This window comes from Bacillus sp. AFS053548 (genome assembly GCF_002575105.1).
In the GTDB taxonomy this organism is placed as follows: domain Bacteria; phylum Bacillota; class Bacilli; order Bacillales; family Bacillaceae_G; genus Gottfriedia.
Map to the genome: position 1 here is coordinate 88,692 of NZ_NUHI01000001.1, position 24,694 is coordinate 113,385.

General features: G+C 33.1%; 12 protein-coding genes, 1 tRNA gene and 1 pseudogene. 11 read left to right on the forward strand and 3 right to left on the reverse strand.

Annotated elements, in window-relative coordinates; translation table 11 throughout:
• Positions 1–2 precede the first annotated feature (2 nt).
• Complete coding sequence (locus CN946_RS00425) at positions 3–1,730, forward strand: restriction endonuclease subunit S (protein WP_098859408.1); 1,728 nt, start codon at positions 3–5, stop codon at positions 1,728–1,730.
• 97 nt (positions 1,731–1,827) lie between these two features.
• On the opposite strand, the gene CN946_RS00430 is transcribed toward CN946_RS00425, so the two are convergent.
• The gene (locus tag CN946_RS00430) at positions 1,828–2,880 is read right to left on the reverse strand and encodes an HNH endonuclease (protein WP_098859409.1); all 1,053 of its coding nucleotides are present in this window, start codon (positions 2,878–2,880) and stop codon (positions 1,828–1,830) included.
• Between the two features lie 276 nt (positions 2,881–3,156).
• On the opposite strand from CN946_RS00430, the gene CN946_RS00435 reads away from it, so the two are divergent.
• Positions 3,157–3,229 (forward strand) — tRNA-Val (locus CN946_RS00435).
• A 672-nt stretch (positions 3,230–3,901) separates the two neighbouring features.
• Positions 3,902–4,745 (forward strand): annotated as a pseudogene (locus tag CN946_RS23700) (IS110 family RNA-guided transposase); the annotation flags it as partial.
• On the opposite strand, the gene CN946_RS23705 reads toward CN946_RS23700, so the two are convergent.
• The gene (locus tag CN946_RS23705; protein WP_286133772.1) at positions 4,736–4,867 is read right to left on the reverse strand and encodes a hypothetical protein; all 132 of its coding nucleotides are present in this window, start codon (positions 4,865–4,867) and stop codon (positions 4,736–4,738) included. The pseudogene CN946_RS23700 and the gene CN946_RS23705 sit on opposite strands and share 10 nt — an antisense overlap.
• A gap of 217 nt (positions 4,868–5,084) precedes the next feature.
• Between CN946_RS23705 and CN946_RS00455 the strand changes: the two genes are divergently transcribed.
• The 5 genes from CN946_RS00455 (at position 5,085) to CN946_RS00475 (ending at position 9,197) form a co-directional block, all read left to right on the forward strand.
• Positions 5,085–5,423 (forward strand): zinc ribbon domain-containing protein YjdM, encoded by a 339-nt coding sequence (locus CN946_RS00455; RefSeq protein WP_098859413.1) that lies wholly within the window; start codon positions 5,085–5,087, stop codon positions 5,421–5,423.
• 210 nt (positions 5,424–5,633) lie between these two features.
• On the forward strand, positions 5,634–7,409 hold the full coding sequence (locus CN946_RS00460; protein WP_098859414.1) for a SulP family inorganic anion transporter: 1,776 nt from the start codon (positions 5,634–5,636) through the stop codon (positions 7,407–7,409).
• Between the two features lie 101 nt (positions 7,410–7,510).
• Entirely contained in the window at positions 7,511–7,837 is a 327-nt protein-coding gene (locus CN946_RS00465) for an ArsR/SmtB family transcription factor (protein WP_098859415.1), read from the forward strand.
• 315 nt (positions 7,838–8,152) lie between these two features.
• Complete coding sequence (locus CN946_RS00470) at positions 8,153–8,353, forward strand: hypothetical protein (protein WP_098859416.1); 201 nt, start codon at positions 8,153–8,155, stop codon at positions 8,351–8,353.
• 271 nt (positions 8,354–8,624) lie between these two features.
• On the forward strand, positions 8,625–9,197 hold the full coding sequence (locus CN946_RS00475) for a hypothetical protein (RefSeq protein WP_098859417.1): 573 nt from the start codon (positions 8,625–8,627) through the stop codon (positions 9,195–9,197).
• 455 nt (positions 9,198–9,652) lie between these two features.
• On the opposite strand, the gene CN946_RS00480 is transcribed toward CN946_RS00475, so the two are convergent.
• On the reverse strand, positions 9,653–10,105 hold the full coding sequence (locus tag CN946_RS00480) for a site-specific integrase (RefSeq protein ID WP_025672097.1): 453 nt from the start codon (positions 10,103–10,105) through the stop codon (positions 9,653–9,655).
• A 358-nt stretch (positions 10,106–10,463) separates the two neighbouring features.
• On the opposite strand from CN946_RS00480, the gene CN946_RS00485 reads away from it, so the two are divergent.
• The 3 genes from CN946_RS00485 (at position 10,464) to CN946_RS00495 (ending at position 24,392) form a co-directional block, all read left to right on the forward strand.
• The gene (locus tag CN946_RS00485; protein WP_098859418.1) at positions 10,464–14,564 is read left to right on the forward strand and encodes a S8 family serine peptidase; all 4,101 of its coding nucleotides are present in this window, start codon (positions 10,464–10,466) and stop codon (positions 14,562–14,564) included.
• A gap of 1,397 nt (positions 14,565–15,961) precedes the next feature.
• The gene (locus CN946_RS00490; protein WP_098859419.1) at positions 15,962–20,086 is read left to right on the forward strand and encodes a S8 family serine peptidase; all 4,125 of its coding nucleotides are present in this window, start codon (positions 15,962–15,964) and stop codon (positions 20,084–20,086) included.
• A 784-nt stretch (positions 20,087–20,870) separates the two neighbouring features.
• A complete protein-coding gene (locus CN946_RS00495; protein ID WP_098859420.1) occupies positions 20,871–24,392 on the forward strand; it encodes a S8 family serine peptidase in 3,522 nt (1,173 codons plus the stop codon).
• Positions 24,393–24,694 lie beyond the last annotated feature (302 nt).

Sequence of the window (24,694 nt, forward strand, 5' to 3'; positions counted from 1 at the left end):
GCATGGATTCATTGTTAGAACACTTCCATATAGCTGTAACCACAGAATCAGATGTAAAACAGTTGAAGAAGTTAATCCTGCACCTAGCTTTTCGAGGAGAATTGGTAGAGCAAAACCAAAGTGATGAGCCTGCTAAGGAACTACTAAACAAAATTGAAGAAAAAAAAGAATTTCTTATTAAGGAAAAACTGTTGAAAATGAAAAAGTTTTTACCTGTTGACAAAGCAAAATTTAATCATGTCCCAACATGGGAATACGTTAAATTAGGTGTAGTGGCAAAAGTAGCTGGCGGTAGTGGATTTCCTTTAGAATTTCAAGGGAAGTTAAAAGGTGATTATCCTTTCTTTAAGGTTGGTGACTTGTCTAGAACAATAGGTAAGTTCGCTTATCAAGCAGAAAACTGGTTAGACAAAGACGATTTATCAAAAAAGAACTTCAACCTCTTCGAAGAGGGAACTATAGTTTTTCCAAAAATAGGTGGGGCTTTACTTACTAATAACAGAAAGATATTACGCACAAAAGCTATTATAGACAATAATTGTATGGGGGTGACCCCTTTTGTTGATTCAATGGAGGAGTTTTTCTTCCTATTTCTGACTACAATTGATATGGCTGATTATGCTGTAGGGACTTCTATCCCTTCTGTTTCCCAGTCTACTGTAGAAAATCTTGTTCTTCCTATTCCACCTATAGAAGAACAAAAACGTATCATTAAAAAAATTGGAGATTTATTTGCGATTTGTGATAGATTGGAAGAAGAAATTAAGCAGAAAGAGCAAGCATCTAATATTATGAACAATAGTGTGTTTGCAAGGATTGAAAATTATAAAAGCACTTCACAATTAGAAGATTTACAATTTGCTATTCAAAACATGGAGTTCCTTTTTAATAAGAAAGAGGATATCGATTTGTTACGTAACAGTATTTTGACTCTAGCTGTACAAGGTAAATTAGTAGAGCAAGATGTGGATGATGAACAAGTAAGTATTCTTTTAGAAAAAATAAAAAAAGAGAAGGAACAATTAATTAAAGAAAAAAAAATTAAGAAAGAGCAACCTTTAACTCAAATAATAGACGAAGAGCAACCTTTTGACTTGCCTAGAGGATGGGAATGGATAAGATTAGGGGATATTATTTATTCAACGGATGCAGGCAAAAGTCCAAAATGTAATGATGAACCTACTATGGGAGATAATTGGGGAGTAATTAAAACAACAGCTATACAGAAAGGCAACTTTTTAGAATCCCATAATAAAGTATTGCCGCAAGATTTCGGTATAAGTGAATCTTATGTAATAAAAAAAGGAGATGTACTTATAACAAGAGCAGGGCCTAAAAATAGGGTTGGGATAGTTTGCTGTGTTGAAAATATTACGAAAAATTTAATTTTATCAGACAAAACAATAAGGCTCAGTTTGCCAAATAATTTGGTATTGAATAGATATATCTCATTGGCACTAAATAGCCCATCGATTAGACCATTTATTGAATCTAAGATGACGGGGATGGCAGAATCGCAAGTAAATATTTCTCAAAATAATATGAGATTGTTTGTTATTCCACTGCCACCTCTTAATGAGCAAAAACGTATTAGTGAGAAGGTAGACAAACTAATGACATTTTGTAATGAATTAGAAGTAAATATAGAGCAGTCTAGAAAAGAAAGGGAAAATCTAATGAAGGCTGTTTTACAGGAAGCTTTTAAAGTAAAAGAAGAAGTATTAAGTTAATATTAAATCAGTTTTAAGATATATCATAAAATGAGACTAGCCCTTCTCTAAGGAGAGGGGCATAGTTGTAAATATGTCAAAAAAGTTTTTTTGATACTTAACTGTTACTAGCCTCTAACCAATCCTTAATTAACTCTCTCCAAATTTCTCTATTTTGAACATGAAGGTTTTCAGTGTTTATTCTTCCTGCTGAAGTATGATGGTTTTCACAAAGTGGCATAAGATTAAAAGCATCATCAACATTAAATGAAACGAAATTTCTATATCGTTTTGGAATAATATGATGAATATCAATGTTTTCATCGGTACAACCTTCAATATAACATTTTTCTGTTATTATACCGACATTGTTAAGAATAGCACGCAGTTCATTGGTAGTTGCATTCTTTTCTTTAGGTAGAACTTTACATGAACGAACCAATTCTTGGATTACTGACTTTTTATCTTTAAAAATATGTTTATAGGTGTGACAGCCTAATCCATAAAGGTCAAGCTCTTTCTTTGTTAGAAATGAGTTCATCAAAGATGTGTTCATTAAAAACTCCTCTTCTAAGCCTAATTTCTTTTCAAGAATCCACCTTAAATCACGAATATAAGTTTTCTTTGTAAAATATTCCTTCGTTTCATTGGAATGTGGGAATTGAAAAGGTTTAAATTCATTGGGATATGCCTTGCATACCAAAAAAGCCACTGCCGAAAAGAACCTGAAATATGGGTCTGATTTCTTCTTTGTTTCTCCGTATTTGAGAATAGGGTATAATCCATTTTTTTTGAAGTGCTCAGCTCTAATGGTTTTCGGTAATAAGTCATCTATATGCAATACCAATTTTTCTTCGACTAACCATCTAGTTTTATTTAATACCTCTTCCTCCGAATAATCGCTGGTGTTTCTTTGCTTTTTTAAAAAGTTGAAACGCTGACGAATTTGACTAAACTGTGAAGTGCTTAATCCTAGTTTTACTTGAATCTCTTCTATTGGCATTTTATCAATATTCTTGATGATGTACTGCATTTCAATTGGTTGAATTTCTTCTAAATATCCTTTTTTTCTTAACCAATTACAAAGTAGTATTACATCAACATTAAGTTTCTTAGCAATCATTTGAATAGGCAATCTATTGAAGTTTTCCTGTATAAATAATTCATCCATGTATTTTAACCACCTTCATTAAATTTACATATAAATGAGCAACTATTATTAAGTATGATTACCTAAAAAGGTGAAATTATGTGAAGGTAAAATAATAGCGGGGAAAATAGATATGAAAAGTAAAGTGAAAGAAGTTTTATCCTGAGAAGTGTTTAGTGCTAATTAAACTTGACCAATTTTAGAGACCACTTTACAATTGTAAGTGTGAAAATTAGAAGGTTAGTGGTCAATAATTATTGTGTTTAGTAAAAACCTTCAGAAACCTATGTATATTACGATTCCATAGCTCAGCTGGGAGAGCACTACCTTGACAGGGTAGGGGTCGCTGGTTCAAGTCCAGTTGGGATCATAAAGATGAGAAGGCTCAAACCTAAGTATATTAAGGGTTTGGGCTTTTTCTTTGTTTTCAATTATTACCATTTTTTGTAATGAATATTATTCATTGCACAAAGACTGCACAGAAACTTCACATGTATATTAATTTAAACCAAATTTTTCATCAAATCGATTAGCTGTATTTTTCTGCATTTCTTCATTTGAATGTGAGTAAATACCAAGTGTTGTTTCAACTCTTGAGTGGCCCAATCTCTCGCTCACAATTTTAGGGTTCTCAGGACATAAGCTGTTTTGAAACAGAGTTTGAATTTATTAAGCTGTTTATTTATTGGAAAATGTAAAATAGTCTCAAAAATAATGAAGTCCTTTTTCAGTTTGTTTTCCAAACTTCAAACTCTGATAAATATTAGAATTTAATAATAATAGGTTATGAAGTTTTTATATGACTGAAAATAATATGAAATAAAAGCCACACCCTACCTCACGATTTACGATTTCTTTTCATTGCACAAAAATTGCACAGACTTATTAGAAACAATAAATTAAGCCCGCATAGTAGACTGATTCAATACGACCAGGTGCACCACAAATTGTTGCTCTCATAGAGAAGCACGCAGGATAGATTAATCTAATATGGTTGTTGCACCAGCCTTAATTTTTAATCAGCCAAAGAAGGATAAGATTTATGGAAGTTGTTAATAGTTACTGCTGTGGACTTGATGTTCACAAAAAGAGTATTACTGCTTGTGCGATTACACCAAAAGGTAAAGAAATAAAAACCTTCGGTACAATGACACATGATCTTTTTCAATTGGTAGACTGGATAAAAAATAAGCGTTGTTCTCAAGTTGCCATGGAAAGTACGGGTGATGTATATTGGAAGCCAATTTACAATCTACTTGAACTAGAATAAATACAACCCATGGTTGTAAACGCAGCACACATCAAGGCTGTACCAGGACGAAAAACCGACGTAAAAGATGCAGAATGGATTGCGAAGTTACTTCGTCATGTTCTTCTGCAACACAGTTTTGTTCCCAATCGCGAACAAAGAGAACTACGCGAGTTAGTTCGATACCGTCGCAGTCTCGTTGAAGAAAGAGCTAGGGAGATTAGTAGAATCCAAAAAGTTCTTGAGGGTGCCAATATTAAACTTTCTTCGGTTGCTTCTGACATTATGGGTGTCTCTAGTCGTGCAATGATTGAAGCGATTATTAACGGGATAAGTGATCCTGAAATTTTATCCAGTTTAGCTAAAACAAGTTTGAGGAAGAAAAAAAGATCAATTAGAACGTGCGTTAGTAGGATCTGTCGGACCTCATCAAAAGATGATGTTAAAAACACAGCTCTCACACATTGATTTTATGGATCACCAGATTGAACTTTTAAGTGTAGAAGTTCAACAACGAATGCAACCTTACGAAGAAGATATTGAATTGCTTGATACTATTCCTGGAATAGGTAGAGGTCATGCCGAACAACTTTTGGCTGAAATAGGAATCGGTATGAAAATGGCAGATCAATTTCCTTGGTAATAGTCTAATCCCATTGCGATAACAATCGAAACTGAGTTTAATTCCTTATAGTTCGAACAGCTTTCTCCAATTAATAAAAAGCAAATAATTAATATACTAAAATTGAGTTTTTTCATTTTCTCCCTCATTAATTTTGCTTAGGTACACCTAAATTTAAGCCGTCTAATGTCTTTTTTAGTTAATTATATGTTTAATTCTTTTGTTATTTTTTCCAAATTAAAAAAGAATATTCAAAAATTCAAATATCTAAATATCATATTGTAAAGATAATTAAACTATGTCAGTATAGAAATGATGATGCTCTAAAAGCAATACTAAAGGAGGGAATAGTTCATGGTCGAACTACCAAATTGTCCAAAATGTAACTCAGACTATACATATCACGATGGTAATCTATTTGTGTGTCCTGAATGTGGGTATGAATGGACACTGGATATTGAAACTGAAATGGATGATAAGAAAGTTGTAAAAGATGCCAATGGAAATATATTAAACGATGGTGATTCAGTTACTGTCATCAAAGATCTTAAAGTAAAAGGAACTTCTCTTGTTGTTAAAATTGGTACAAAAGTAAAAAGTATCCGTCTTGTTGATGGTGATCATGATATAGATTGCAAAATTGAAGGATTTGGAGCAATGAAATTAAAATCTGAATTTGTAAAAAAAATATAGATGTTTTTTATATAACCCATCACCATTGGTAAAGGACCTTTTTTCGAAGAGGTTCTTTTTTTGCTCTTTTTGAGTTTGTACTATGGAAATTGGGAAATAGTTACAATATTTAATTATAAGATTTTGTTTGACGAGAAAGAGATCTGTTATTATGATTATATTAAATATTTGTATATTCAAATAATCAAATATACTAGAAGGTGCGAGAAAGTGAAATGGCGAGGGAGATTTGAAAATTATAATAAAGTATCTTTTAGAAAGGATTTAATTTCAGGAATAGTAGTTGGAATTATTGCAATTCCTTTAGGAATGGCTTTTGCGATTAGTTCAGGAGTAAAACCAGAATACGGTATTTATACAACGATTATTGCAGGAGTATTGATTTCAATTTTCGGAGGATCAAAGTTTCAAATAGGGGGCCCTACAGGGGCATTTATACCTATACTTTTATCAATTGTAATTCATTATGGTTATGAAAACTTACTTATTGCAGGTTTTTTAGCTGGTGTTATTCTCACCTTAATGGGGATCTTTAAATTGGGTTTTCTAATACAGTTTATACCTCGTCCTGTTACCATAGGATTTACAGCAGGGATTGCGGTTATTATCTTTACTGGACAAATTGTTAATTTTTTAGGACTTCAAAATATAAAAAAACATGAGGATTTCATTTCAAATATGAGAGAAATTGGACTGCATATTTCGACAATAAATTCTTATAGTGTAATAACCTCAATCATATGTTTTATTACAGTTATTACAGTTGTTAAACTATTCCCAAAAGTTCCCGGATCATTAATTGGTCTGATTTTTTCTAGTTTAATGGCTTACATCTTTTTTAAAGGGGAAGTTCCAACAATTAAGTCCACATTTGGCGCTATTCCGAGTAGTATTCCAGCATTTCATTTAATAGAGCTGAATTTTGAAAAAATACGTACACTTATTGGACCAGCCTTTGTTATAGCGATGCTTGGTGGGATCGAATCACTATTGTCTGCAGTAGTTGCCGACGGTATGTCAGGTAGCAGACACAATAGTAATAAAGAGTTAATGGGACAAGGGATTGCTAATATGGTTATACCTTTTTTTGGAGGAATTCCAGCTACTGGAGCAATAGCTAGGACTGCTACAAATATAAAGAGTGGAGCTATTTCACCTATCTCGGGAATTATCCATGGTGTTATTGTCCTAATCATTTTATTAATGTTTGCACCATTAGCATCACAAATTCCTTTAGCTAGTATGGCCCCAATTTTAATGCTTGTAGCATGGAACATGAGTGAAAGAAAAGAGTTTATTCATATTTTAAAAACTAAATCCAGTGATTCTATCATTTTATTCTTAACTTTTTTACTGACTATTTTTCTAAATTTAACAACAGCCGTGGAGGTTGGTTTAATCATTGCCGTGATTTTATTTGTTAAAAGAATGTCTGAACTTCTAATCGTTAGAAAGGTATTACCTGACCGTTCCCGACAGAATCAAAAATTGATGACATATATGGTTAATGAAAATCATGATTGTCCTCAAATTAGCATTCTCACAATTGAAGGGTCAATTTTCTTTGGAACTGCTAATCTATTTGAAAAAACAATTTTAAAGTTATCAGATAACAAACCAAAGTTTTTAATTTTAAGATTTGGAAAGGTTCCTTTTATTGATACAACAGGTGAAGCTAAGTTAGCAAGTATCGTCAAATACCTCAGGGACAATGATAGTCTTGTTTTATTAACTGGTCTTCAATCTCAACCAAAAGAATTATTAATTCGTACCAAATTGTATGATGTTATTGGTAAACAAAACTTTTTCGAGCATTCAGGTGAAGCAATTGGCTATGCACTATTAAATATTAATTATAATAAGTGTTTAGGCTGCAAGCACTATGCATTTTTAGAGTGTTCAAGCTTATCCAACTCAAAGCTATTAGATTTAAAAGATCAAAAAAATGGAGTAGTAGATCAAAATAGAACGGACTCTGTTGAGTAATTATCCTAATAAATTTTATAAAAACATTCTGAATAGGTATAATGATAATAAATATTTTGAAATTAGGATATGGATCTTATAGATCGTTTGGAGGAACACAATTGAATTTAGAACTACAACAATTTAAAGCAGATTTTTTTAAAGCACTAGGTCATCCACTACGAATTCGAATTCTTGAAATTCTAAGTGAAGGCGAGAGGAATGTAAATGAAATACAAAATTTAATCGGAAGTGAAGGGTCAGCTGTATCGCAACAACTTTCAATTTTACGAAATAAAAATATTGTATATGGCACGAAGGAAGGAAATAAAGTTACTTACTCCCTCAGGGATCCGATAATTTCTGAGTTATTATTAGTTGCACGCCAAATTTTTAATAATCACTTAGTTGATACGATTAGTATGTTAGATAAATTTAAAGAAGAATAATAACGATGAAAAAATTAGTTATTCATAGAAGGAAAATATTTAATTCTAGATAATATAAAATTATTTTTTTGCATAGGCCCTAATTAGAATAAAATAATCTTCAATGGTCTTTATTAATTGATTTTACTGACAAAAGATAATGTTGGGTTGTTATATAAGGATGTAGGAGAAGAAGTAGAAACGACTGATTATGATAATTTTACTGCAATAATGTGACATGGGAAAGTTAATGCGGTTTTTAGGACAAGGTGGGTACTATGAGTGTTAACTCCTAAAAGATGTTAGATGAATACCATAGTAATGGAGCGTTGACGTATGCATTTGAAATTAAAATATGAAATACAAAAACGAGCAGCAGAGAGCGTAAAAGATATAGTAAAAGAGATGAACGGATTATCGGAAGAAGGTTTTATCGACAAGTTCTATCGAGACCCGTATTTTCGTAAAGGTTTTGACAGATTAGTAGAATTTTATATACAAGCAAAAAGAGATGGGCATAAAGATGAACAAACGTAATTTCAGAATGTAATAAGTGTGTCTGAGAAATATATTACTGGGTCGGAAAACTGGTATCTCACGACAATGGTAACAAGGTTATCTATTTCTTTTAAGATCCATTGATTATCTAATTACTTTTTGTGGTTCGGTTAAATTTTAACAATTATATGTTTGATACAATCTCAATGATAAATAAATTCAAGTGGAGTAGTTTTTAAGTTTTAAAGATTTCAAGTGTTTTTAAGAGCAAAACACTCTCTTTTAGTAAAAAAAGAAAGGATTAAAAGTGATGGATACTTATGAAAAGGAACGTCTCATGACAAGAGAAGAACTGATACATTTTGGACATCAGTATTTAAAGGGCGTTGGTATTTCATCCATATGTAATGTTTGTATTGAAATTGGTGGGTCTTGTTGTAAGTATTGCAATGAATTAGAGGAAGGAAAAGGTTGTAAAAATAGAAATACGAGCTGTACTGCATGGTTATGTGGATATTTAAAGTTGATTCTTTATAAAGCAGGATTACTTGATGAATGGGAACGATTTTGGGATCAAATACCAGGTCAAGCATACAGAATGGATTATACACCAGCAATTGTTTCTATCCAAAAAGAAATAGAAATCCCTAGTATTCAATTATTAAGTGAAGCTTTTGCAAAAGACTTAATTCGTTTGATTGCGAAACATAAAAGTTCAGATAATATTATTGAACTAAACGATAAATTAGATCGATATATCACAAGATTCTCGATATATAAAGATGAAGAAATTTTGGAGAAAGCTAAAAATGAATTAGAAGAATTAATAAGTTGTTTTTACTCTTTCCAGTTTGCTCTTCAATCTAGTAGAAACGTAAAATAAGTCTGTTGACTCTCCTAAAATATCTTATTAATTTTTTTATACGACATATACGAGGTGTAAGAGATTATTCCCTTATTCTAAGCATATGAACAAGATATTTATATTTTTCTCAATTACACATTTGTTTATTTTGTTGCTATTCAGATTCAAATTTTATAATGCACCCTACCTCACAATAAACCATTACATTTTCGATTACACAAAAATTGCACAGACTTAATAAAAACAATAGAAATAAAAGAATAATAATGAATAAAATTTCATCGACCGCTAGATTTACTGGACTCTATTGACCTAAAATATTCAATAATACTGAATGTTTTCGGCACTCTGTATTTGACAGGGTAGGGGTAGCTGGTTCAAGTCCAGTTGGGATCATAAAGATGAGAAGGCTCAAACCTAAGTGTATCTAGGGTTTGGGCTTTTTCTTTGTTTACAATTATTTCCATTGCATATTAATCTGAAAATTTCTCATCAAAGCGATTAGCAGTTTTTTTCTGCATTTCTTCATTTGAATGAGAGTAAATACCAAGTGTTGTTTCAACCCTTGAATGTCCCAATCTTTCACTTGCAATTTTAGGATTTTCGCCCATTCTCATTAATATTGTGGCATGAGTGTGGCGCAAATTATGAAACGGAATAACAGGCAAATTAGCTTTTCGAATTAGCTGTTTAAATTTTCGAATTAAATTTCTTGGCTCTAGATAATTTCCATTCTTTGCACAAACAACTAAATCAAGATCTTTAAAGCTTTTTATATTTGACTTCATTTGATACAGAAAGGATTTATGCTTTTTTAATGAAGTAATTACACTTTCTGGTATAAAGATTTCACGTAGTGAATGATCTGTTTTGAGTTCTTTTACATGAAACCCCCATATTTTTCGATCGTACAAGGCTTTCTTCAAATTAAATTGCACCTTTTACAAGGTTAACATTGCGCCATCTTAGAGCTAAAATTTCACCACTTCGCATTCCAGTAAAAATAGCTAACTGAAATGGGATCAAATAATTTTCTAGTTCACAAAGATTTCTTAATTTTTGAAATCTCTTTTTAAAATTTCAGTGAGCTTAGATTTGACTGTGGTATTGGATAACCCAGATAAAAGGAATGGTGTTAATCAACTTTACTTGAATTTCTTGATGGAAAACGTCGAAAATCATTTAAACGGTTGATTTAATAGGACATAAATAACCCAATTGATTGAATATTTGGAATAGTTAATAATTAAATTGACTTTTGTTTTACAAAATAGGAGGTAGAAAATGAGAAAAAATATTTCTAGAAGCAAGATTGTCAAAAGCTTTTCAGTGTTAGCGTTATCGTCCAGCTTTATTCTTGGCTCTTTAAGTCACGTAACAATCTCATCAAAAGCTGCAACTTATTCGAAAGTAGATGAAATGCTAGCGAATTTATCACCAGCTCAAAGAGCAGCACTTCATCAGCTGTCAACGAGTAATGAGACAGGAATACAAGTAAATCCTGATATTGATTTAGAATCTTCAAACCAAACAGATGTAATAGTAGAATTTAAAAATAAACCCGCAAAAATAGCACATGTTGAATCAAGCTTAAAAGGCCAGTCATTAACAATGAACGAAGCGTCAAATCTAGTTGATCAAGATCATTCAACTTTTGCGAAAGACTTAGGACAAGTATTAACAAATGAAAATAGTAAAAATGTAAATTATAAAGTTAAACGTTCATTTAAATATGCATTTAATGGTGTTTCAATGAGTTTACCAGCAAATCAAATTAAAAAGCTATTAAAATCGAAAGCTGTTAAAACAGTTTGGAGTAATGAAGAAGTACATGCAGAAATCGCTAATACGCAAGAAGAAATGCAAACTGAAGGATCTAGCAATAAATCTGCTCTTTCATTTCTAGGGGTAGATAAACTTCACCAAGAAGGTATTACAGGAAAAGGTATTAAAGTTGGAGTTATTGACACTGGTATCGACTATAATCATCCAGATTTAAAGGATGTATATAAAGGTGGATATGATTTTGTTAATAATGATAACGATCCGATGGAAGCAACATATGAAGATTGGAAAAAATCTGGATGGGCAGAATTTTTCTGGGCAACAGGTGCTCCATATTATACTGAACATGGAACGCATGTAGCAGGAATTATCGCAGGACAAGGAAAAAATGATGGTGACATCAAGATGGAAGGTATCGCTCCTGATGTAGATTTATATGCTTATCGTGTATTAGGACCTTATGGTGGAGGAACAGAAGCTAACGTTTTGGCTGGGATCGATAAAGCTGTAGCAGATGGAATGGACGTTATTAATCTATCCTTAGGTGCAGGAATTAATAATCCTTTATATTCTACAAGTATCGCAATCAATCAAGCTGTCCTTAGCGGAGTTACAGCAGTAATTGCTGCTGGTAACAGCGGAAATGATATGTACACTTTAGGCTCTCCTGGTACGGCAGCTCTTGCACTGACTGTTGGCGCAAGTAATGAACCAAATAATTTACATACATATAAGAGTACACTTCAAACAGGTACTGAAACAATTTCTGCTAACTTACAAGAAATGGCTAAAGGATATACTGATCATCCGGAGCAATTAAATGGTCAAACGTATTCAATCATAGATGTTGGTTATGGCGCATCGGCTGATTATAAAAACAAAGATGTAAAAGGGAAAGTTGTATTAATAAGTCGCGGGAATAATATAGCTTTGAGCGATAAAGTAAAGTTTGCTAAAAAAAATAGCGCAACAGCTGCTCTACTTTTCAATAATAATCCAGATGAAGGGCTAATACCTTCCTACTTAGGTGAAGGTTTAGATTATATTCCAACATTCACATTAACAAATGCCCAAGGGTTAGCATTGAAATCAAAAGTTAATGCGGCAAGTACTTTTACATTTAATGAACTAAATGAAATTCAAACAAAAGCAGATGAATTAGCAGATTTCAGTTCACGTGGACCAGCTCGTGTTACATACGACATTAAGCCTGAAATTACAGCACCAGGTGTTGGGGTATTCTCAACTGTGCCAGCTTATATCATTAATAAAAATACGCCAAACGATTATAAATATGCATATGAACGTCTATCAGGTACGTCTATGGCAACACCTAATGTTGCGGGGATGGCTGCACTTTTACTTCAAGCAAAACCAAACTTACAACCAAGCGATGTCAAGACAATTCTTATGAATACAGCTGATCCTTTAAGTAAGGATTATAGCGTATATGAGGCTGGATCAGGTAGAGTTGACCCTTATAAAGCGGTGCATTCTTCAATTGAAATTAAAGTTCAAAATCAAACTCCAATGATAAAAAATGGAAAAGAAAAAACGATTAAAGATGAAACAGGTGCACTTAGTTTCGGTTCAGTCGATCTAAGTGCAGATGTTAATGAAGAACGTAAAATTGTAGTTAAAAATTCAGGTGATGAACCAAAAACATTTGATGCAGCAGTTAAATTTCAAACAGGTCTAAGAGGAGCTAAAGATGCTGAGAAAAATGGCGTAAAAGTTACGATTGAGCCAACTATTAAACTAGCTGCAAATTCTCAAAAAAATACAAAAGCTTCCATTTTTATACCAAAATCAGCAGAGAAAGGGAATTATGAGGGATATGTTATTTATACAAATGTGAATGATCCAGTGGAAACATATAAGATTCCTTTTGCTGTACATGCTGTTGAGGAAGGAATAGAAGTATTTGAAACGTCATCACCAGGCTTGTCAGTAGACCGAGATCGAGATTTTTATTCAAGCCCGAACACAATTAAAGGAATAAATGTTCAAGTTCAAATGAAATCAAACGTTAGAAATATTGATTTCATTTTGGAAGATGGAAAAACAAACCAGGAAATAGGTTATCTTGGAACAGTAAACGGATTTAGCATAAATGAAGGTGGTCTAGTTAATTTGAGTCTTTTTACTGGTACCTATTTCCCATTCGATAGCTCAACTCCTTCTGGTATAAGTTCAACCCGTGTTGTAGCAGATGCAGGATTTTATAAAATTAAAATGCTTGCAACATCTGACACGGGTAAGCAGTTCACAGAAACTCGTGATTTAGTAATTGATAATAGAAAGCCTAAATATACGATCAATGGACCAGTTGGAGATATCATTGAATATGAAGAAGGACAAAAATCAGTTACAATAACTGGTTCAGTGTTTGACCAGGATATTGAGGATTATAAAGCAGAGGGTATGAATATTGACCAGTCTGCTAACAAGGTTTACGATACAGCACAAGGTGATGTACCGATTGAAATACCTGTAAATAAAGATGGTACATTTAAATACGATGTCCCGGTTGGTACTGGAATAAAAGTTGTTAAATTAGTTGTATTCGATCCTGCAGGTAACGGTAGTGTCACACCTAAGACAATTAAAATTGTGAAAAAGGGTACACCATACATGGTTGCAATCGTAGATAAAGATAATGCGAAACCTAATGATTTAGTTAAAGCGGAAATTGTATTAAAAAACGCTATCAATTTTAAAAAGGGAACTGTAAACTTAAGCGTTGCTTCAGACTACTTAAATATTGAAAACATTGAAATACACCCAGACTCTAGTAAACTAGGAGAAATGAAATTCACAAAAACTTCAGCAAATAGCGTAACACTTGAAGCCGCTGATAGTAATACCCAAACTTTAAACGGAGATATTCCATTAGCTGAGGTTACGTATAGAGTAAAGGATTATAATTTTGAAATAAGGCCTGATAGTTCTCTTATTTTTACATCCGGCTCATATGTAGACCGATCAGGTAAGAGCAATTTTCTTCTCACAAATTTACCATTTGTTGATTTTGTTCCGACTTATTCAAAAATGAAATCTGTTTTATATGCTGAAGGTTTATTAACAAGTAGTGGAGGCTTCGATAGTAAAAGAGATTACAGTAAGGTAGGAGCAGATGTTTCGATTCAAGATTCTAATGGGAATACGTATAATCAAATCTTTACTCAGTTTGGAAAAATTGAAGCTTTACATTTAGCGCTTACCGACAAACCACTCCGAATGACTGTAAAAGTTCCGGGTCACTTTAGTAGTCTTTATGATTTCAAAATTGGCATGCTAAGTGAAACGGGGGAATTGACTGGTCAATTTAAAAAGATCAATCTTCCTGTATTACTTGGTGGAGATGTAAATGGTGACGATGTAATTGATGTAATGGACGCGCTATATATTCAGACATATTGGGGAACAAACAAACGAAATGCAGACATTAATATTGATGGTAAAGTAGATGCAAAAGACCTTGCATTCGTCGAAAAGAACTATTTAATGCAAAATCCTTCAGTACAAAATGCACCTAAAACAAAAAGTAAGTATAAAACGAAAACGCTCGAGATTGTAAAGAGTGAACTAGGTTTGTAAAAAGCACAATCAAAAGACCTTAATAATGAAGAAAAACCTCAAGTGAACTGCACCCCGATAGTTAGACACAGCTAACTATTGAAGGTGCAGTTTTTTTATGGCTAATTTATTTTAAAACAAATAAAATAAGTTGCATGCATAGCGGTATGACTCGGTACGGCTGAGCGTATATTCTATAAATCGCCAGAAAAGTAAAAGAAAAAAAGATGTTAATTTTAGAGCTACTGGAACAATCACTGTAGCTACAAATGCTAGAATCGTTTCTGGAATTATTTTTCTGCTACTTTTTTAATGTTGGATCTTGTGTAAAGTGAATAATGATGTCAGGTGATTTTGTACTTGCTGTGTCGATTGTAGGATCGAAGTATTTGTCTTGTTCTTCGTTCTCTTGACTGTTAAGCGTAAGAATGACTTGAAAATAGCATACTAGTAGAACTTACTTTAAATGGACTTGAGTAACCCTTTTTCAATTTTATTTACACCCCTTAAAATGGTTTTCAAGTAAAATTAAATGAATACCTAGTTTAGATGACAAAAAAATATAAAAATTTTTTTTCACTCTATTTGAAGTTTCTTTTAATTTACTTAATATTATGATTATTTAAGATGTGTAACTATTTGTCTATTGGGTTATTAAAGTCTTAATAAAGTAATGGCTCAGCTTTGATTTTGCAAAAAGAGCCATTATTTATAAAAATAATTGGCAAATATTGAGCAACTTTTTGAAGATTAATTGATAATCTCATAATAAAAAGAAGATCATTGCTTAGAGGGATCTACCCCTCACTGCAGCAGTTTATCGACTTGGAAAGACTGAACTTATAATACGATTAGTGGTACTTTGATGGGGGGCATCATATATATGATTTCACTAACTATGCGAAAAATAATGATATTCTAAATGAATCTGAAACAGTAGCAGGTAATGAACATGCATCAGGATTTGGGGTACAAACCGCAAACAAATAAAAAATAATTTAATGTCCTATTGGAATGATATTTTCCAATAGGTTTTTTTTGCACGTTAAGAAAATATAAATTGGCAGAAGGAAGTTTATTCGAAGTGATGGCCAATTTTAGGAATTAAGTTAGGTCAAACTACGCCTCTGTATTCGCCTTAACGGCCGCAAGTAGGTGTGTTTTATTTATAAATGCATTACTGAATACCAGGCTTGTTTATAACTACTAAGTAAATGTTGTTCAATATTCTTAGGGAATATAGTCGAAAACCGTAATATTTTTTTTGTACTATCGATAATAAAGGATTAAAATAACCCATTTGACTATAGATTGAATTTTCTGAATAATTAAAGTTGAAAAGAAATTAAATGATCGTTAAACAGATCTTAGTCATCATTTAATTTTAGTGGCAACAATTAATTACTAGGAGGAAGAAAATGGGGAAATCGGTACAAAGAAGTAAGATTGTAAAAAGCATGACTGTTTTAGCTTTATCGTCTAGTTTTCTTTTAGCTTCATTTGGTAATGTAAATGTATCAAAAGCTGTTAGCTCTACGAACGTTGAGGACATGCTCGCTAAGTTAACACCAATGCAAAGGGCTGCTTTAAACCAACTATCAACGAATGCAACAACAGGTCTTCAAATTTCTTCTGATATAGATCTAAGTACTATAGAACAAGCAAATGTCATTGTTGAGTTTGTACACAAGCCTGCAAAAGTTGCTCAAATTGAAGCTAGTCTAGATGGGCAGAAATTATCAGAAACTGAGGCTACACAATTAGTTGATCAAGATCATAATACCTTTCAAGAAGATGTGGACCAAATATTAACAGATGAAAATAAATCAAAAGTAAACTATACAATTAATCGTTCATATAAACATACTTTTAACGGTGTTTCGATTAGCCTACCAGCAAACCAAATTAAGAATCTATTAAAATCGAAGGCTGTAAAAAATATATGGAGTGATGAGACGTTTTCAATCGATCAACCTAATCAAAAGGAACAAAGTGAACAATTAAAGGCAGATGAATTTAACATTGCAAACTATTCACCTTATGATGGATTAGATCGTTTACATGCCGAGGGCTATACGGGGAAAGGCATAAAAATAGGAATTCTTGATACTGGAATTGATTATAACCATCCTGATTTAAAAGATGCCTATAAAGGTGGCTATGATTTCGTTGATAATGATAATGATCCGATGGAAGGTACATATGCTGATTGGAAAAAATCAGGAAAACCTGAGCTCTCGGGATCAAATACATATTATACAGAACATGGTACACATGTTGCGGGAATAATCGGTAGTCGAGGTGTTGCTGATACTGAATATAAAACTGTTGGAGCTGCGCCGGAGGCAGATATTTATTCATACAGAGTTCTTGGACCATATGGATCTGGAAAAGGTGCTGACATTATAGCAGCCCTAGATAGGGCAGTAAGTGACGGGATGGATATCATTAATATGTCACTAGGTGCAACAATAAATGATCCGCTTTTTGCGACTTCGGTAGCGGTAAACAATGCTGTTCTAAGTGGCGTTACGACTGTAGTTGCCGCTGGTAATAGTGGAAATGGAATGTATACACTTGGCTCTCCAGGATCATCAGCATTAGCATTAACAGTTGGTGCATCAACTAGTGCAATAGATCTTTTCCAGTTTTCAGGTTTTCAAAATAGTAAAGAATATACTGTTAGAGAATTAGCCAGAAACTATACAGACGATCTAACAGCATTAAAAGGAAAAACGTTTAATCTAGTTGATGTTGGTTTAGGAAAAGGCATTGATTATAACGGAAAAGATGTAAAAGGAAAAATTGCTTTTATTCAAAGAGGTGAAACTTCTTTTATTGATAAAATCAAACTAGCGAAGGCTAAAGGGGCTGTTGCAGTAATAATTTATAATAATGACGTCAACAAAGCTGAAGGGATCATACAAGGGTATGTCGGTGAATCTCTATTAGCCATTCCTACATTTTCTATGTCAAATGAAGAAGGGCTAGCAATATCAAATGCGATTAAACAAGGAAGTTCTGACTTTACTTTTGGTGATTATACGAAATTTAAAACATCTGAGGATGAACTAACTTCATTTAGTTCAAGAGGACCATCTCGCATAAATTATGACATAAAGCCAGAAGTAACGGCGCCAGGTGCAGCAATTCTTTCGACTGTCCCATTTTATGTAAATAATAAAACGGCGGATGGAACGAAACCTGAAGATTATAAAATTGCATATGAGCGACTATCTGGAACATCAATGGCGACTCCATTTGTTGTAGGAGTGTCAGCATTATTACTTCAATCAAATAAAAAACTTCAGCCAGCAGATATAAAATCAATATTGATGAATACGGCAGATCCTTTAAAGAAGGATTATAGTGTATATGAAGTTGGTAGTGGAAGAGTAGATGCATATGAAGCAATCCACTCAAATGTAGAATTAAATGTAGTAGATAGTACGCCAACAATTATTGATGGAAAAGAAAAATCAATTAAAGAGTTAACTGGTGCGATGAGTTTTGGGTCTTTTAGTTTCAAAAACGAAGAAATTGCTTCAAACCGCCAAATTACACTTAACAATAGAAGTGAGGAAGCGAAAACATTCAGTATTGAGGTTAAATATCAAACTGGAATAAGAGGATCTAAAGATGCAAGTATTAATGATGTTACCCTAACTGGTCCTTCATCTGTGACTTTAGATGGAAATAGTCAAAAACCGATTAACTTTCATTTGAAAATACCTTCAACTGCCGAAAAAGGAATTTATGAAGGATATATTATTTTTAAAAATAATGCAGATCCAACTGAACAATATCAAATTCCATTCGGTGTTCACTATGTAAAAGAAGGATTTAATTCAGCGGCTACATACAATAAGATGATGACATCAGATTATACTAATTATTACCCATTACTTGAATTTAACGCAGGTGCAACTTTTAATTTAAGTTCTAGTATGGAAACGATTGATTTCGTTTTACTTGATAGTGAAACAGATGAAGAAATCGGTTATTTAGGACAAATCCCTGCATCGCAATTGGATGAAAATACTGATTATTATGTCACTGGTGTATTTACCGAATACTATAATCCTTTCACTAATGACCCTAAAAACCCAGTATCATCTACAATTGTAAAAGTACCTTATGGTCCAGCACATTATAAGATAAAAATGATCGGTACTAATAGAGATGGTAAAACATTTTCGATGACTGACCATGTAATGGTTGATATTACTGGTCCTACTTTTACAACAGATTTAGAAGAAGGCGTTATCGAGGTTAAACCTGGTACAACTTCTTATCCAATTAAAGGTACAGTTTTTGATAAAACCCAAGATGTTTATCATACGCAAGGTATTTCTATTGATCAATCGGGTAATTTTGTGATGATAAAAAATAATAATACTACCTTTTCAAATGGTTTCAATGTTGATGCAAAAGGAAATTTTGCATATAATATCCCGATTGACCCTTCTGCTAAAAGCGTAAATGTTGAACTTGCAGGATATAATTCAGCTAAGATTGGTACAAGAAACAAATATTTTACATTTATTCCAGAAGGCACTCCACTTGTTTATGGAAGTGTTGATCAAAAAATTGTAAATGCAGGTGAAAATGTAAAGGTGAACCTAACAGCATATAACGTTACTGATGCAAAAAAAATAGCTAGTAGCCTTTCATTTTCAAATAATCAATTAGAAATTGTAGATGTAAAGCTTAATCCAGCAATTGAAAAATTTGGTTCAGCGAAACTCACATCTAATTCAGCTCCATCAGGATTGAATACAAATGTAAATGTAAATATAGAGATGACTAACGGAACAGTGACAGGTGATGTACCATTTGCAGAAGTAACGTTAAAAGTAAAAGATAATACTTATAATTTTTATTCACCTTTTAAATCATCTTCTGCATCTTATATAAATGCATCTAACCAATCAATTGCAATGAATTCAACAATACCACCAATTTGGTTCAAACCAACTTATTCAAAAATTTCAGGAAGTATTGGAATTCCAGTCTCATTGCAAAAAGAAGGTAAGAGTGCGTGGAGGGTAGCTCCATCGCAGATTGGCGCAGATCTATCAGTAAAGGATCAAAACGGAAACATCTACCCAGAAGTTATAAATCAATTTGGCCAAGTATCCGTGGATAAATTACCAAAAACACTCGATGAAATGGTTGTATCACTCGATATTCCTGGCCATTTCACAATATATGAACCTTTCCATGTGGGCTTCCTAGATGACGAAGGCACACTAACTGCTCATTGGAATCCTGAAATCAATTTTAATGCTGCAATTCCTGGAGACGTTAATAAAGATAATGTCATTGATTTGAAGGACGCCTTAGCGATCCAAACTAATTGGGGAACTGACAGTCGCAGTGCAGACATTAATTTTGACAAAATCGTAGACGCAAAAGACTTTGCATTCATCGAAAATAATTACTTAATGCAAAATCCAACGGTGGAAAACGCTCCAAAACCTCTAGAAAAATATAAAACAAAAACACTTGAGGATATTAAGAGAGAGTTAGGGTTGAATTAATTAATCGAATGGAAAAGACGACTGTTATTAAGTCGTCTTTTTTCAAATTTAAAAAATCTTACCGAGTTGTCTGAATATCTTCTGATTCTTTAAAATTCTGCTTGAAGTACTTGAAAAAGTTTTAAGTACTGACTCGGGATAGTGGTTAGAAGTTTTATAGTATTTTAGTAATTCATTGCTTTAAATATTAATCTAAGAAGCGGAGCGTGTCCCAAAAGTACATCTTTTTAGGGGCACCTTTTTTTTGAAAAAACAAGAATATTCTCCCTTTTGATAGACTGAATAAAATGGAGCCTACTATCTTTTCGTCTCTTCATCTAGGTAGCCATTGACCGCTATAACATCCAAAAATGAAGATAGAGACTTGTCTTGAAAATAATAAAGTTGAACTATTTAAGCTTTATTTAATTCTTACTATTTTACTATTTTTATTAGTACTTCAAGTCAGAAATTCATAATTTTTTCCTTTAATTTGTAATTTAATCAACAAATTTGCTCATCAACTTAGTTGGGTTATCCCGATTAAATCATTCTTTTTAGAAGCCTCTCGACCAAATAAGTTAAAATTCCCTTATTTTCTACTTGAGTTTTTGTTTTTTAATTTTTATACATAGGTCTAAAGGTCATATAAATAACCCAATATGATTCTTGCAACAACGCAATTAAAATTAGTATTGTACCAGATTTGGCCAAAGAATGAATAATCTTTTTGGTGCTTTTGAGTTAAATCTATTTCATTTTAATAGATTAAGAAAATGAAAGTTTACTGTAGAGGAGAGTAAAAATGAAAAAGAAAAAAAGTTTTCCTTACAAGGTCCTTGCAACAACAACTTTGGTTACAATGTTATTTACATCAACAGGATATGCTGAAGGAACAGAGGAAAATCAGATCCCAGCTCCAAGTATTGAAGAAATTGTAAAACAAGGTCAGCAAATTTTTGTTGATGAGCAAAAACAAACTGCTGAAGATGCGGTAGATGAGTTTGGCTATAAAGATTTAAAAGAGAAGGGAATAGTAAAACCTTATAAACCAGATGAAAAAGTACGTGTAATCGTTGAAGTTGAGAAGCCTTCAACAGCCTCGGAAGAGTCTAATCAAAGTAAAAGAGCACATTTTAAACAAAAACAAGATGAAGCGATTGAACACATTTCTAAGAAATCAGATGTGAAAGTTAAACAGCGTTTTTATGAAGGATTTAATGGTTTTAGTGTAGAAACTGAATTTCGTAACTTAGAGGAAATTCAATCGACTCCAGGTGTAACAAATGTACATATCGCAAGAAAATTTCAGCCTTCTATGGGAGCAAGCAAAGAATTAGTACAAGCTCAAAAAGTATGGCAGGATTATGGCTATCAAGGAGAAGGATTACTTGTTGCTATAGTCGACACGGGAATAGACTATACTCATAAAGATATGACGTTGACGGAAAAAGGAAAAGCAAAGGAAAAGTATTCGAAAGAAAGTATTCAAAAAAAATTCGCGGAAACTGGTGTGGGCGAAGTATGGTATAGCGACAAGGTACCAACAGGATATGACTGGGCGGATCATGATACAGATGTCATTCCACACAGTGCAGGGAATTCACACGGTATGCATGTTGCAGGTACAGTAGGAGCGAATGGTGACGAAGCGAATGACGGAGTAAAAGGTATTGCACCAGGGGTACAGTTGTTGGCAGAAAAAGTATTCTCTGATAATGCAAATGGAGCATATGAAGATGATATTATTGCTGGTATCGAGCACGCGGTGACAATGGGAGCAGATGTCATTAACATGAGTTTAGGAACTGACGCAGGTTTTGTAAGTGAAGAAGATGATCCAATTCAAAAGGCGATTCGTGAAGCAACCGAACAAGGTACGCTTGTAGTTGTAGCGGGAGGAAACTCTGCTTATAGCACAAAAAATAATCTAATACCGTCTTCCGTAAAACCGTATGCTGAAAATCCAGATATTGGAACAGTTGGTGAACCAGGAGTAAGCCCATATGCATTATCTGTTGCTTCCTATGAAAATACGAGTATACACATGGCATCTCTTAAATCTGAAGATGGTTTACAGTTACCATACCAAGACCAAACACAGTTTGATATGAGGCTTTCTAGTGTATTATCGCCACTTGAATCTTACGAGATGGTATATGTTGGAGAAGGTAAAACAGCTGATTTTAAAGATAAAGATGTGACAAATAAAATTGTCGTTGCAAAACCAAATGTAAAATATGGTACATATACTTATATTCAAACCGAAGCGAAAAAGAAGAATGCAAAGGCAGTAATCCTTGTACCTGCGAATGAAGATGTTGACTATCCATTCGTATATTTTAGTCCTTACTTTACACCTGCTGCAACGACTAGCAGAGCAGTTGGAGCTACTTTGATTTCTCAGTTAACGAGCGGTCATATTGTAAAAATGAAACCGTCAACTGGAATCTATGTTGAAAATCCAAATAAGAATACGATGTCATATTTCTCATCTTATGGTACACCACATACATTAGACTTTAAGCCTGAGATTTCTGCACCAGGTGGTAAAATTTATTCGACTGTTCCAGGAAATCAATATGAGGTAATGAGCGGAACATCTATGGCAAGTCCTCATGTTGCAGGAGGTTCAGCATTAATACTGCAATCACTATATGAAAAAGGTTTAACTCATTCAGAAGAAACAGCTTTAAAAGCAAAAATTGCATTAATGAATACTGCAAAGTTAGTTCTTGATCCTTCTACGAATAATGAAGTACCGTATTCCCCACGTGTACAAGGTTCGGGCTTAATGCAAATTGAAAATGCGATTAAAACACCAGTACTTGTGACAAGAGAAAAAACTTCGCTTGAGCAAGCAGGAGCAGTTGCGTTAAAAGAGATTAAATCTGATAACGTACACTTCAAATTAAATGCAGAAGCGCTTCAAAATCTGAATATAAAAGATTTAGAATATCAAGTATATGTTGACGTTTTAACGGACGGAAAAGAAACAAAAGATTTTGACCTAGATAATGATGGAACATTGGATTCAAAAGAATATTTAACATTAAAAAGTGAGCGTGTACAAGGTGCTATCGCATCTGTGAATGGAGAAACAGTATCGTCTACAGAAGGAAAAACATTAAAAATTAAACCAGGACAAGAAAAAAATCTAGATATTCAAATTCAACTTCCGTCAAGCTTAAAGAAAGGTACATTTGTTGAGGGGTATGTCCGTTTAGTTCCATCTGGTAAAAACAGTGAATCAGCAGTTCCTTTAACGGTTCCTTACATGGGTTATTATGGTGAATGGGATCAACCACAAAATATTGATCCTGCAGCATATGAAAAAGATGCGTTCTTAGGATATACGACACTTTGGAATGACGAACCACTTTCTGAAAACACATTCCCATTAGGATATGATCCAAAAACAGCAACATTTAATAAGGATCGAATTGCTATTTCTCCTAATGCTGGATTAAATACAGTGTTCCCAACATTTACTGTATTACGTAATTTAGAAAAGACTGAAATGTACGTGGAGAATGAAAATGGAGAAATGATTAAATACTTAGGTGACTTTAGTGAATATACTGGAAAGCCATGGAAGTTCCGTAAAAATATTATGTCTTACCGCGACTATATGAATGGTGGTTATGTATGGGATGAAACAGACGAAAACGGAAAAGTTGTTAAGGATGGCATATATAACTATGTAATTAAATCAACATTAGATTATAAGGATGCGAAACCACAAACCGTGAAACTTCCTTTCCATGTTGATTCAGTTGCTCCTGTTGTATCCGATATTCAAGTAAAGCCTAAAGATGGTCAATATGAAATTTCATTCAAAGCCACAGACAATGAAAAAGGAAGTGGCTATTACGGTGCGATTGTATGGTATAACGGCAAATATAAGCCTTTACAACCAGGTCAAACATCTGTACTTATAAAAGAAGAGCCTAAGAGTGTTGTTGTATTAGGTTCCGACTATGCTTTAAACCACAGTTACACAGTTTGGGGAGACTCTTCTTATATTAATGAAGGAATGCTTGTTAGCTATTTCAGTGTATACCCAAATAAAAATGTTAATGCAAGTACTCCTGCTCAAATCAGTGGTTATGCGAATAACAAAGTGAATTGGAAAATTAATGTTAAGGATGTAAATGGCAATGTTGTTGATTCTTTTAAAGTTGATGGTCAAGTTGAAATTCACTTAAAATGGGCTCCGGAGTCTAGCATTCCAAGTGGTACTTATACAATATCAGCAGATGTAGAAAATAATGGTGGCTTTAAAGTAACTACAAAACCACAGACAGTTACCGTTTTACAAAAATAATGTATCAAAAATAAAAATGCAGGAAAGAATGTTTCCTGCATTTTTATTTTGTCATCTATTTTTATTTACACGGTAAAATTGAAGTATGAAAATAAAACTAATTAGTAGACTATTTAGAATTAATAGGTGAGGAAATATTATTTATCTCAATTTTGTTTACTACTCTAATGATCGTTATATTCGCAGTCCAAGGATTTGGATTAGAATTTTTAAAGTATTTTAGTCATTCATTGCTTTAAGAATTAATTTTAAGAGAGGCATTTTTCCTGATTTGGAAAAATGTTTTTTTATGATTCGGAATT